Genomic DNA, 11,734 nt, shown 5'->3' with positions numbered 1-11,734 from the left:
CCGTTGCTGAGCCGCTCGCGCGCCGCCGCCGTCCTGAACCTGGCCGCGAACAGCTTCGAGACGACCAGGAACGCCGGGATCAGCGCCATCGTGACAGGCGGCCAGTTTGGCCTCTGCCTGGTCGTGCAGCTGGCGCAGACGGGCCCGCAGCACGGGCGTGTCGCGTACCAACCGCTGCCAGTCGGCGCCGGCGTCGGGGATCGCGCCGTCGCGGCGGCGCAGCCGTTCGTCGTAGTCGCGGTGGGCGGCCTCCAGGGCCGACTCGCCGGGCTCGCGCCGCGACACGGCCCTGGCCAGGCCGTCGACCACCTCCTCGTGCCGGTCGAGGATGAGGTCCTCCTTCAGCGGGAAGTGGTTGGTGACGGTCATCTTGGCCACACCGGCGGCGGCCGCGACGTCGGCGATGGTGACGTCGTCGTAGCCGCGCTCCAGGAACAGGCCGGTCGCGACGTCGGAGATGAGCTGCCGGGTCTGGTGTTTCTGGCGCTCCCGCAAACCCTTGGATCGTTCGGTCACGAGTTGTGCCCTTCCGCGCGTTCATTAGGTTTGACCTAACGAATAGGTCGGACCTAGTGTTTGGAGTCGTCCTAGTCAATCGATCCTAAGGGTGTTCGATGACCGCCACCTCTGCCGCCGGGGCCGCGCGCGACCGGCTCGACCCGCACCTGCTGCGCATGGGGATCGTCCTGATCGCGGCCCCGATCCTGGCCACGATCGACGCCACCGCCGTGGGCATCGCGGCCGACGCGATGGCGGCGCACTTCCGCACGTCGCTGACCGACGTGCAGTGGGTGGCGGCCGGCTACCTGCTCGCGATCGCGGTGGTCATGCCCCTGTCGGGCTGGCTGAGCCGGCGGTTCGGGGCCAAGCGCACGTGGATGGCCGCCGTGGCGGTCTTCACCGCCGGCTCGGCCCTGTGCGGCCTGGCCTGGTCGCTGCCGGCCCTCATCGCGTTCCGGCTCGTGCAGGCGGTCGGCGGCGGGCTGATGAACCCCGTCGGCCAGGCGATCCTGGCCCAGGCGGCCGGGCCGTCCCGGATCGGCCGGGCCATGAGCGTGCTGACGATCCCCGTCATGTTCGCCCCGGTGCTCGGGCCGATCGTGGGCGGCCTGGTCGTCCAGCAGCTCGACTGGCGCTGGATCTTCTACCTCAACCTGCCCGTCTGCCTGCTCGTCCTGCCGGTGGCCGCCCGCGTCCTGGCCCGGGACGAGGACGAGGACGGGGACGGGCCCGGCGGCGCGCCCAGGCTCGACCTCCTCGGCCTGGCGCTGCTCTCCCCCGGCCTGGCGGCGGTGGTCTACGGGCTCACCATGGCGGGCGGGCGCGAGGGGGCGTGGACGCCCGCCGTGCTGGTCGGCGCGGGGCTGGCACTGGTCGCCGGCTACCTGGTGCACGCGCTGCGCACCCGCCGTCAGCCGCTGATCGACGTACGCCTGTTCGCCAAGGGCGGGTTCACCGCGGCCTGCGTGGCGCTGTTCCTGCTCGGGGCCTCGCTCTACAGCTCCATGATCCTGCTGCCGCTGTTCTTCCAGCACGACCGGCACGCCGACACGCTCTCGACGGGCCTCCTGCTCACCCCGCAGGCGCTCGGGGCCGCCGTCGGCTCGTTCGCCGCCGGGCGGCTGGCCGACCGCCACGGCCCGCGCGCCGTCGTGACGGGCGGGCTCGTGCTCTCGCTGGCCGGGCTGCTCGCCTTCACCCAGGCCCCCGCCCGTCCGGACACCTGGCTGCTGACCCTCTGCCTGGTCCTGTACGGCCTGGGCATCGGCGGCGTCTCCGCGCCCACCATGGCCGCGGCGTACGCCTCGGTCGACCGGCAGCAGACGCCGGGCGCCGCCGGCGCGCTGAACGTCGTCAACCGGCTCGGCGGCTCGCTGGGCACCGCCCTCCTCACCACCGTCCTGGACAGCGGGCTGCGCCAGGGCGACGGCCCGGCGCACGCCTACGGCACCGCCTTCTGGTGGGCCTTCGGACTGTGCCTGGTCACCCTGGTTCCGGTGGCCTTCTTCCGCTCGGCGCGGCGTGATGGTCGGCCAGGCGGGTGAGCAGGTCGACCAGGCGCTCGCGGTCGGCGGGGGGCAGCGGGGCGAGGAACTCGTCCTGCGCGCGGGCCAGCAGGCGGTCGAGCTCGGCCAGCCGGCGGCGGCCCTCCGCCGTGATGGTGACGATGTTGCGGCGGCGGTCCCCCGGGTCGGGCGCGCGTTCGACGAGCGCGCGCCCGGCCAGGTCGTTGACGGTCGCCACCATGTCGCTGCGGTCGATGCCGGTACGCCGGCCGAGCGCGGCCTGGCTCGCCGGGCCGTACTCCTCCAGCGCGGCGAGCAGCGCGTAGTGGTAGCGCCGGACCTGGGCCTGGGCGAACGCCTGGTCCACGATCCGGTTGGCGGCCAGCGCCGCGTGGTTGGTCAGCCTGCTCGGCAGCGCGCGCAGCCGCTCCGGCGGCCTCCCCTCCGGGATGTTCACAGAGGCAATCTAACAAGTCGTTGGCACCACCCACGAATGTCTGTATTGTTGGCCGAACCAACGTTGGCCCGACCAACTATTGAGTGAGGTGCAACATGACCGACGTCCGGACCGGCCCGACACACGACGTGGCGACCCTGGCCACGCTGATCCGGGGCCGCACGCTCCTGCCGGGCGACGAGGGCTTCGCGGACGCCTGCTCCGGCTGGCTCCTGACGGTCCAGCACCGGCCCGCGGTGGTCGTGGTCGCCGCCGACGCCGGCGACGTGGCCACCGCCGTCACGTACGCGGCCCGGACGGGACGCGCGGTCGCGGTGCAGTCCACCGGGCACGGCAAGTCGCTGCCCGCCGACGGAGCCGTCCTCATCGCCACCGGCGAGCTGCGCGAGCTGTCGGTGGACTCGGACGCCCGCACCGCGCGGATCGGCGCGGGCCTGCGCTGGGGCGAGGTGGTCGCCGCGGCGGCCCCCCACGGGCTCGCGCCGTTGTGCGGATCGTCGGCCGAGGTCGGGGTGATGGGCTTCCTGACCGGCGGCGGGCTCCCGCTGGCCGCCCGCACGTACGGGTTCGCCGCCGACCGCGTCCGCTCGCTCGACGTCGTCACCGCCGACGGCCGGCTGCGGACCGTCTCGCCCGGCGCGGAGCCCGACCTGTTCTGGGCGGTACGCGGCGGAAAGGGCAACTTCGGCGTCGTCGTCGCGGCCGAGATCGAGCTGCTGCCGCTGCGCACGGTCCACGGCGGCGAGCTGTACTACCCGGGCGAGGACCCCGGGCACACCGCCCACGTCCTGCGCTCCTACCTGGCCTGGGCGAAGGAGCAGCCGGAGGAGATGTCGTCCTCCGTGACGCTGGTGCGCTTCCCCGACGCGCCGCAGTTGCCGCGGGAGTTCCGCGGCCGCTCGATGGTGCAGGTCCGGACGGTGTACGCCGGGGACGAGGAGCAAGGCGCCCGGCTGGTGCGGCCGTTGCGCGCGCTCGGCCCGGAGAAGGACACCTGCGCGGCCATGCCCTACAGCCGGATCACCGAGATCTACCAGGACCCCCGTCACCCCGGTCTCGGCGCACCTGCGCAGCGCGCTGCTGCGCGAGCTGGACGACGACGCCGCCGCGGAGCTGGCCTCGTTCATCGACCCGGCCCGGACGCAGGGCCCGTTCCCCGGCATCCAGCTGCGCCACCTCGGCGGGGCGCTGGACCGGCCGCCCACCCGCCCGCACGCGGCCGGCACCAGGGGCGCGGCCTTCCTGCTGTGGATGCGGCTGCCGGCCCCGCCCGGACGGGCCGAGGCGGCACGCTCGGCCGCCGACGAGGTGCTGGACCGGCTGCGGCGCTGGGACACCGGCGCCCTGCTGCCGGGCTTCCTGTTCGACCACGACGCCACCCCGGACGCGGTCAGGCGGGCCTACTCCGAGGCGGACCACCGGCGGCTGTCCGCGCTCAAGGCCCGGTACGACCCGGACCGGCTGTTCCGCGTCAACCACAACATCGCCCCGGCCGCGTCGTGAGGCGGCGCCGGCCCGGAGGGAGCCGGGCCGGCGCCGTCCGGCCGGGTCACACCGGCCGGAAGTACCACAACTGCTGGCCCGCGTACTCGTCGCAGGTCCACTGCTGGATGTTGGCGCCGTTGTGCGTCCAGCCGTGGTCGACGTCGAGGCACTTGCCGCTCTTCTGGTTCTCCAGGAAGTAGAAGGTGTTCCACCACGCGTCGGTGTAGGCGTACTTCCAGCGCCACATCTGCTGCGGGACGTTGACGCACTCCCACTGCTTCACGTTGGCGCCGTCGAAGGTGTAGCCGTTGTCGACGTCCAGGCACTTGCCGCTGTGCTGGGCGCGCAGGAAGAACCACTCGCTCCCGGGGGCCACCCGCTGGTACTGCCAGTGCTGCTGCGGGACGTTGACGCACTCCCACTGCTTCACGTTGGCGCCGTCGAAGGTGTAGCCGTTGTCGACGTCCACGCATTTCTCCGGCGCGGGGAAGCGCCGGCGGATCTCGAACAGGTTGGACCAGGGCTCGGCGAGCGTGCGCCCGCGGGCCGCCACGGCCCCGGAGGCCGGGGCCGCCGCCGACCACAGGGGCACGGCGACCGACACGACCGTGATCACGGCCAGCAGCCCCCGGCGGCCGATCCGTCGAAGATGTACGCCCTTGCGCACCGCATGCTCCTTTCCGGTGTTCCGTCCCTTGCAGGGTGCGCCGGCGGCGGTGGGAGGGCATGAGTACCGCCCTACTCAGGTGGGCGGGCTGGCCATCGAGGGGTGGGAGCGTCCATGATCGGCTCATGCTCAGCACCAGTGAGGGCGCGCCGACGAGCGCCTACGTGACCCGCCGGCCGCTGCTGGCCGGCGCCAACCCGTACGTCACCCTCTACGACGGCGACGTCCCCACCGGGTACGCCTCCCTGTGGCAGGTCGACTGGTCGACGCACGGCGCCGGCGCGGTGATGGTGGTGTGGACGCCCGCCGGGCTGCGCGTCGTGAGCGACGACCCGGAGCTCGGGACGTGGATCGAGGAGCACTTCGTCCGGCACTTCGACGAGGCCACGGCGCTGCCGTCCTGGCCCGCCGCGCGGGTGCAGCGGGCCGCCGTGGACCTGCGTGTGGACCCCGCGACGGGCACGCACGCGACGGCGGCCGGCCTGGCGGTCAGCATCACCGGGCCGCTGGACGCCAGGCCGTTCTCGATGGCCGACTTCCCGCTGCTGGGCGTCAGCCACGGGCTGTCGATGCAGATCATCCCGTGCGAGCACGCCTCGATCACCGTGGACGGCGTCCCCGTGCCGGGCCGGCCGGCCGTCACGTGGCCCGGCGGCCGGCCCGTCTCCTCGGCCATCACCACCGTCCACGAGGCGTGGAGCAGGTGAGACCGGACGCCCGCCGCGTCCCCGCTACCCGGGTGAACGGCGGGCCAGCAGGGCGAAGCGGTGGGCGTGGGCGGTCAGCGGCCGGCCGCCCGCCATCCGGTCGTGCAGGGCGCGCAGGCGGTGGCCGTACCGGACGGCGTCGAAATCGGGGACCTGCCACGGCACCATCCGCAGGAACAGCACGAGCGCGCCGACGTCGTGGAACGTCGTCCGCACCCGCGCCCGCGCGGTCCACGTCACGGTGAGCCCGGCCTCGGCCAGCCCGGCGGCGGCACGGGCGAGGTCCCAGCCGCGGTACGCGAGCGGCGGCGCGCCCAGGGCCCTGTTGACCTCTTCAAGATCGCGGCCGCCCACCTGCTGGGTGACGAAGACCCCGTCGTCGGCCAGCACGCGGCGGACCTCGCGCGGGTCGTAGGACTCGTGCCGGTTCGCCACCACGGCGAACGCGTCGGCGGGGAACGGCAGCACGTCGTCCCCCCGGATCGCGGCCACCTCGACCCCGAGCGGCTCCAGGCGGCGGCGGGCGATCGGCAGGTTGGGCGGGTGGCCCTCCGTGGCGGCGGTGCGCGGCGGCAGCGGCATCAGCCCGGCCAGCAACTCGCCGCCGCCGGTTCCCATGTCCAGCAGCGAGGCCGCGCCGTTCAGCCGGTCACGCAGGAGGCGCTCGTAGCTCCAGGGCAGTGGCTCCTCGACGACCCGGCCGCGCAGGGCGGTGAAGTCCCAGCCCTCGATCGCCGCCGCCGACGCCCGCGCGACCAGTTCGCCGTACTCCATGGCCGTGATCGTCCCCGACGCCGCGGGCGCCCGTCATGTGGTTTTCGGACGGAGGTCGGGGGCGATCCGGGACTTTCGGCCCTGACCGGCGCGTCGTCCCGCCGGGAAGGGTGGAGGCAAGGGGCGGCCCGAGCGGCACGCGTATGCGCGCGCCCCGGCTGCCGCCGTCGAGAAGCGACCCTTCTGTAAGGACGTGACCATGTGCAATTACTGCGGCTGCCGGGAGTTCCCACTGATCGGCCGCCTGTCCCAGGAGCATTGGGACATCCAGGAGTGCGCGGGGGCGCTGCGCCGCGCGATCGGGGAGCTGCGCCACGGTGACGCCGTGGCGCTGCTGGCGGACCTGATGGCGCGGCTCGTCCCGCACACCGACACCGAGGAGCGCGGGCTGTTCGCCGAGCTGCGCGCCGAGGGGTCGCTGGCCGAGGAGGTGGAGCGGCTGTGCGCCGAGCACGCCGACATCCACGGCATCCTCGGCGCGATCGACCCGGCCGCGCCCGACTGGCCCGCCGTGCTGGACGCCCTCGACCGCCTCCACTGGCACATCGACCACGAGGAGCACGGCCTGTTCCCGGCGGCCGTCATCATGCTGCCGCTGGCCGCCTGGGACCGCATCACGCCCGACCAGTCCCCGGCGCCGGCCGGCTGACCGGCCCACCAGCCGGGCGGCGGCGGTCAGTGCCGCGGCGGGGCGCCGACCTTGAACAGGCCGTGCGCGCCCGCCTCCGCCTGCCGCATCGTGTGGTCCACGATCGGGTACGTGCCCGCCTCCGGGAAGACCAGTTCGGCGAAGCCGCCCTGCGCCGGGGCCAGGTCGAGGGCCTGCGCGCCGCCCGCGTCCTCGGTGCGCAGCCGGTAGGCGCCCTCCTTGTAGACCGTGTCGAACGGCGCGCCCACCACGTGCAGCGACGTGCCCGAGCTGGGGCCGGCGGCCACCGCCCAGATGCGGACCCGCTCCCCCGCCGTGGCCGCCAGTGGGGCGTGGTCGTAGCCGGCGGCGGTGCCGTTGAACATCCAGCCGTCCGGGGCGCCCTGCCGGATCTTGGCGACCTGCGCCGGGCCGCCCGGCTCGCCGAGATACAGCTCGCCCTGGACCAGCAGGTACTCGCGGTCGACCGCGGGCAGGTCCGGCGGGTCGATGACGACGGCGCCGTACATGCCGTTGGCGATGTGCTGGGTCATCGGCATGGTCGAGCAGTGGTAGAGCCACGCCCCGGCGTGGTCGGCGCGGAAGCGGTAGGTCAGCCGCTCGCCCGGCTGGATCGTGCGCATCGGCCCGTCAGGTGCGGTGGCGCCGGCGTGGAAGTCGATGCCGTGGCCCATGGTGGCGGCGTTGACGAACGTCACGACGAACACGTCCCCGACCTTGCCGCGCAGCACCGGGCCGGGCATGGCGCCGTTGAACGTCCAGACGCGCTGCCGCACCCCGGGCGCGACCTCCTGGACGAGCCGGTCGTCGGCGCGGATCTCGACGTGGTGCTCGGTGCCGCCGGGCGCGGGCCTGAGCGTCGCGTCGTGAGGTCGCCAGCCGGACGACATGGGCGCCGCCAGGTCGAGCGGGCCCGGCATGGCGGGCATGGCGGGGGCGGCTTCGGTCGTCGGGTGACCGGTGTGGCCGGTGCCCTCCTGGGGGCGGGAGGCCGCCGAGGTGCCGGTCGGGGCCAGGCGCATGGTCATGCCCGCGGCGCGGTGCCCGGTGACCGTGCACCAGCCGTCCACCGGACCGCCCAGCGGCGCCAGGCGCAGCGTCGCGTTCTGGCCGGGGGCCAGCATCGGGGTGCGTTCGCCGGTGGCCAGGCGCAGGTCGTGCCGCTGGGCGTCGGCGTTGGTGACGCGCAACGTCAGCACGGTCCCCATGGGGGCCTCGATCACGGCGGGACGGATGCGCATCCCGGACAGCGTCACCTCGACCGTGCGGGAGCCGGTCACGGTCACCGTCGCCCGTCCTGACCCGCCGGACGTGGCGACGACCACCGCGGCGGCCGTCAGCAGGCACCCGGCGACCACCCCGGCGGCGGCGGGCAGCGCCCGCCGCCACCCCGGCCCGCCCTCGCCCCCGCCGCCCGGGAAGGCAGCGGACGCGGAGGCGGCGGGCGGGCGGGGGCGGGTCAGGGCGGTCGCCGCCAGCGCGACGAAGGCCAGCGCGGCGGCCAGCACCGACGCCCACCCCAGCAGCGCGACCGGCCGCGGCACCGGCAGGACCAGCAGCGGGACTCCCACGTTGAGCGCCGCCAGCCGCGCCGGCCAGCCGCGTTCCAGCAGCGCCGCGCTCTCCTTGAACCGGGCCGGACCGCCGCCCAGCACCGCGGGCAGCAGGTGCAGCAGCGACCCGAGCAGCACCTGCGCCACGAACCCGACCAGCACCAGCGGCAGCAGCGGGGCCAGCGCGGCGGCGACCTGGTGCGCCTGCCTGGTGGCCACCACCACCAGATCGGCGGCCAGCGCCACCTCGAACCAGACGACCGCCGCGCCCAGCATCCACGCCGCGCCGGTGCGCGGCCTCCTGCGCCGCAGCGCGTCACCCAGGGGGACGAGCACCGCCAGCCCACCGGCCGCGTACGCCGCCAGCCCCGCGAGCGCCGCCCACCGCCAGCCCGCCAGCAGCCCGGCGACGGCCACCGTCAGTCCCGGCGCGGCCAGCCACAGGCCTGCCCGCGAGGCCCGGCGGGTCCGGTCCGACATGCGGGTGCGCAAGACCGTCGGCCACAGGGTGAACAGGGTGCCGAGCACGGTGAGCCCGATCCAGCCGAAGACGTTCACCTGGGAGTGGGCGGCGCTCATGCGCTCGTGCAGCGCGCCCTGGACGGTCCGGGCGGCCATCAGCCCGCCGAGGGTTCCGCCGACGGCGAGCGCGCAGGCGGCGGTGACGTACCAGCCGATGACGTGGCCGAACCGGCCGGGCAGCGCGCCGCGGACGAGCCGGACCAGGACGGCCGCGTGCCACAGCACCACGCCCGCCAGCAGCGCCGCGCCGGCCGCAGCCAGGTGCCACGGCCCGTACGCCACCCCGGCCAGCACGGCGACCGTGGCCGTGTTGAGCAGGGCCAGCCGGGTCAGGCTCCCCCGCTCGGACGGGCCGCGGACGCGCAGCAGCGCCACCGTGAAGTGCTCGCTCCAGATGAGCACGGCCGTGCTGACCGCGCCCAGCAGGAACACGTGGATCAGCAGCCACGACGGCGCCGGCAGCACGTCGCCCGCCAGGGCGGCGACGACGGTCAGCGCCAGCCAGGCCACGACGGTCGCGTTCGCCCGCAGGTGCCAGGACGCGCGGGCCCGCCTCGGCGGCGGCGGCAGGTCGATCGGCCTGCCGCTCTCTATCCGGACGTCGACCGGCATCCCGGGCACCTTCCTGTCTGCGGCCGCCGAGGGCCGGTGGATCGGGAACGGCGCCGCTCAGGCACGCCGGGCCCCCGTCCGGTCGAGGACCTCGTACACCGGGCGCCGGGGGACGCGCGGGACCGGCGGCCCGTACCCGAGCCTGATCAGCATCTGCACGTGCCCGAACGGGCCGGGACGGTCGCCGCGGTGCTGCGGCGGGCGCAGGTCGAGCGGCTGGCTGAACATTGAGGCCGCCACGCCGTGCGCGGTGGCGGTGAGCAGGACGCGTTGCAGGGCCTGCCCGGCGCGCAGCCAGTCGTGCGGGCCGTCCCCCTGGGTGAACAGGGCGACGAGCTGCGGCTCGGCCTCGAAGTCGGCGACCTCGCCGCCGCCGAAGCCGCGCATGGGCAGTTCGCCGGAGCGCGGGCGCGGGCCGAAGGCGTGGGCGGGGACGCCGTCGGGGCCGCCTGCCGGCCGGGTCCAGCGGGCCAGCTCGGCCCGGTAGGCGGCGTCGGCCGTCAGCGTGTCGTCGGCCAGGGCGACCATGTCCAGCACCCGCCTGGCCGTCCCGCCCTTGACGAGGAGCAGCGTGGCGTCCTCGTCGTGAGCGGCGTTGACCAGGTCGAGCAGGACGTCCCTGGGCAGCGGGCGGCGCTCGAAGGGGAAGCGGTTGGTGCGCCGGTGCGGGATCATGTCGTGCAGCAGCCGCTCGTCGGGGGTGGGCGGCCCGCCGGGCGTGGCCCGTACGGTCGCCAGCAGCTCGGGCCGGCCGCCCGGGTCGGGCAGCGGCAGGACGCCGGGGTCGTGCCCGATCATCCGGACCGCCAGCCGCAGGTTGAACAGCGCGGCCCCGCAGCTGATGCCGAGGCCGCGTCCCAGGGGGTCGGTGACGGCGAGCAGCCGGTCGAGGTCGGCGTACAGCTCCATGGTGGTGTCGTCGAGGCGGCGGAAGCGCCAGGGCTGGGTGTTGTGCACCGAGGGCGCCGCGACGGCGGCGGCGACGATCCGGCGCACGCCGGCATGTGAGGCGAAGGGTCCGTCCCAGGGGCGGGCGAGGCCGGCGCCGGTCATCGCGGGGCTCCCGGCACGACGGTTGCTGCGGGCATGTCTCCACGATGGCGCGGCCGGCGGTGCCGCCGTCAGGGACCAAAGTCCCTTTCCGCGCCTCCGATCGGCCATGATCAGGTGGCGGGCAGCGCGGCGGCCAGCAGCACGACGCCGATCGACCCCACCAGGGCGCTGACGGCCATCGTCCGGGCCAGGCGGGGGCGGGCGCGGGCGGCGGCCCAGCCGTGCAGGGCGGCGGCGGCCATGACGGCGCAGAACAGCAGGAGCTTGGCGGCCAGGACGCGGCCGTAGCCGGGTTCGGCGAGCGAGGCCCAGGTGACGCCCTTGTGCCAGGCGATGGCCACGCCGGTGGCGAGCTGGAGGGGCAGGAACAGGGCGGCGGTGAGCAGCCCGAACCGGCGGCCGACGGCGCCGAGCACCAGGGCGCGGCGCTCGTCGTCCAGCAGGCGCCGGGCCAGGGGCAGCAGGACGAGGGAGACGGCGAGCTGGCCGCCGACCCACAGCGCGGCCCCGAGCACGTGCAGGAAGCGCACCACCGCCCACCAGGTCATCGCGCGGCCGCCCGGTCGCCGGGCGCCGGCCGGCGCGGGATGCCGGTCGCGCCGAGGTGGAGCCGGGCGTAGAAGTCCTCCAGCGCGGCCAGGGTGCTGTTGATCGTGCTGGGTGCGTAGCGGCCGTGCAGCTCGCCGTGGTAGGCGTGGGCGGTGCGGACGGCCACCGTCGTGTCGGCCAGCGGCTCGCCCGCCAGCAGGCCGCGGTCGGAGGCGGCGGCGACCCAGGTCAGGTAGCGGCCGACGCGGCGCAGGTAGCTGGCCTTGCTGGAGGCGGCCAGCGGCGAGCCGGCCAGCGCGGCGGCGTAGGCGGCCAGCATCGTGTCGTAGGGCGCGGCCAGCGCGCCGGCCCTTCTCCTGTCATGCACGGGCGGCTCATACATGGGCGGCCAGTTCCTTCTGGTAGGGGAAGCTGCCTGGCTCGTAGGCGCACCACGGCTCCTCGCCGAGGACGTCCCCCGAGCAGGCGTAGGCGCGGGAGCGGGAGCCGCCGCAGATCGTGCGGAACTCGCACGCGCCGCAGCGGCCGGTCAGCCGGTCGGACGGGCGGGCGGCGGGTGCGCCGCTCCTCGATCAGCCCGGCCTGTTCGGCGCGTCGCCGCAGGGCGCGGTAGAGCGGGCCGAGCCGGAGCGCCTCGGCGTGGTCCACGCCCTGTCCGGCCAGAATCAGCCGTTGCACGGCGACCCGCCGGAAGTGGTGC

The 11,734-nt window shown here is 75.3% G+C and carries 13 protein-coding genes and 1 pseudogene; 6 read left to right on the top strand and 8 right to left on the bottom strand.

Annotation, left to right across the window (positions count from 1 at the left end; translation table 11 throughout):
• The coding region (locus ACWCSD_RS36065) for a TetR/AcrR family transcriptional regulator (protein ID WP_449921706.1) at nucleotides 1-516 on the bottom strand (516 nt) is incomplete at its 3' end.
• A gap of 98 nt (nucleotides 517-614) precedes the next feature.
• Between ACWCSD_RS36065 and ACWCSD_RS36060 the strand changes: the two genes are divergently transcribed.
• Nucleotides 615-2,045 carry an MDR family MFS transporter gene (locus tag ACWCSD_RS36060; protein WP_449921703.1) on the top strand — a complete coding sequence of 477 codons (1,431 nt, stop codon included), beginning with the start codon at nucleotides 615-617 and terminating at the stop codon, nucleotides 2,043-2,045.
• On the opposite strand, the gene ACWCSD_RS36055 is transcribed toward ACWCSD_RS36060, so the two are convergent.
• Nucleotides 1,984-2,463: a MarR family winged helix-turn-helix transcriptional regulator gene (locus ACWCSD_RS36055; RefSeq protein WP_364341693.1), complete on the bottom strand. Its 480-nt coding sequence runs from the start codon at nucleotides 2,461-2,463 to the stop codon at nucleotides 1,984-1,986. The two genes, ACWCSD_RS36060 and ACWCSD_RS36055, sit on opposite strands and share 62 nt — an antisense overlap.
• Before the next feature lie 95 nt (nucleotides 2,464-2,558).
• Here ACWCSD_RS36055 and ACWCSD_RS36050 point away from each other — a divergent pair.
• Together ACWCSD_RS36050 and ACWCSD_RS36045 are read left to right on the top strand one after the other, a co-directional pair.
• Nucleotides 2,559-3,032: pseudogene (locus tag ACWCSD_RS36050) on the top strand (FAD-binding protein); the annotation flags it as partial.
• A gap of 682 nt (nucleotides 3,033-3,714) precedes the next feature.
• Nucleotides 3,715-3,966, top strand: a complete 252-nt coding sequence (locus ACWCSD_RS36045) for a BBE domain-containing protein (RefSeq protein ID WP_449921709.1) — start codon at nucleotides 3,715-3,717, stop codon at nucleotides 3,964-3,966.
• Between the two features lie 46 nt (nucleotides 3,967-4,012).
• Here ACWCSD_RS36045 and ACWCSD_RS36040 read toward each other — a convergent pair whose 3' ends face one another.
• Nucleotides 4,013-4,615, bottom strand: coding sequence for an RICIN domain-containing protein (locus tag ACWCSD_RS36040; RefSeq protein WP_449921699.1), 603 nt, complete (start codon nucleotides 4,613-4,615; stop codon nucleotides 4,013-4,015).
• Between the two features lie 125 nt (nucleotides 4,616-4,740).
• Here ACWCSD_RS36040 and ACWCSD_RS36035 point away from each other — a divergent pair, with 125 nt between their 5' ends.
• The gene (locus ACWCSD_RS36035; RefSeq protein ID WP_449921696.1) at nucleotides 4,741-5,322 is read left to right on the top strand and encodes a hypothetical protein; all 582 of its coding nucleotides are present in this window, start codon (nucleotides 4,741-4,743) and stop codon (nucleotides 5,320-5,322) included.
• A 24-nt stretch (nucleotides 5,323-5,346) separates the two neighbouring features.
• On the opposite strand, the gene ACWCSD_RS36030 is transcribed toward ACWCSD_RS36035, so the two are convergent.
• Nucleotides 5,347-6,096 (bottom strand): class I SAM-dependent methyltransferase, encoded by a 750-nt coding sequence (locus tag ACWCSD_RS36030; protein ID WP_449921694.1) that lies wholly within the window; start codon nucleotides 6,094-6,096, stop codon nucleotides 5,347-5,349.
• Between the two features lie 199 nt (nucleotides 6,097-6,295).
• Between ACWCSD_RS36030 and ACWCSD_RS36025 the strand changes: the two genes are divergently transcribed.
• On the top strand, nucleotides 6,296-6,745 hold the full coding sequence (locus ACWCSD_RS36025) for a hemerythrin domain-containing protein (protein WP_449921691.1): 450 nt from the start codon (nucleotides 6,296-6,298) through the stop codon (nucleotides 6,743-6,745).
• 26 nt (nucleotides 6,746-6,771) lie between these two features.
• Here the strand turns inward: ACWCSD_RS36025 and ACWCSD_RS36020 are convergent, their stop codons facing one another.
• The 4 genes from ACWCSD_RS36020 to ACWCSD_RS36005 form a co-directional block, all read right to left on the bottom strand.
• Nucleotides 6,772-9,432 carry a multicopper oxidase domain-containing protein gene (locus tag ACWCSD_RS36020; protein WP_449921688.1) on the bottom strand — a complete coding sequence of 887 codons (2,661 nt, stop codon included), beginning with the start codon at nucleotides 9,430-9,432 and terminating at the stop codon, nucleotides 6,772-6,774.
• 57 nt (nucleotides 9,433-9,489) lie between these two features.
• Nucleotides 9,490-10,485, bottom strand: a complete 996-nt coding sequence (locus ACWCSD_RS36015; protein WP_449921686.1) for an Acg family FMN-binding oxidoreductase — start codon at nucleotides 10,483-10,485, stop codon at nucleotides 9,490-9,492.
• Nucleotides 10,486-10,595: 110 nt separating this feature from the next.
• Nucleotides 10,596-11,033 carry a hypothetical protein gene (locus ACWCSD_RS36010; RefSeq protein WP_358300499.1) on the bottom strand — a complete coding sequence of 146 codons (438 nt, stop codon included), beginning with the start codon at nucleotides 11,031-11,033 and terminating at the stop codon, nucleotides 10,596-10,598.
• Nucleotides 11,030-11,401: a hypothetical protein gene (locus ACWCSD_RS36005; protein WP_397162976.1), complete on the bottom strand. Its 372-nt coding sequence runs from the start codon at nucleotides 11,399-11,401 to the stop codon at nucleotides 11,030-11,032. The genes ACWCSD_RS36010 and ACWCSD_RS36005 overlap by 4 nt, the downstream gene beginning before the upstream one ends.
• A 131-nt stretch (nucleotides 11,402-11,532) precedes the next feature.
• Between ACWCSD_RS36005 and ACWCSD_RS36000 the strand changes: the two genes are divergently transcribed.
• On the top strand, nucleotides 11,533-11,734 hold a 202-nt coding region (locus ACWCSD_RS36000; protein WP_449921682.1), incomplete at its 3' end, for a hypothetical protein.

This window comes from Nonomuraea sp. NPDC001684, from assembly GCF_053596515.1.
This window is presented reverse-complemented; position numbering and strand designations above follow the sequence as displayed.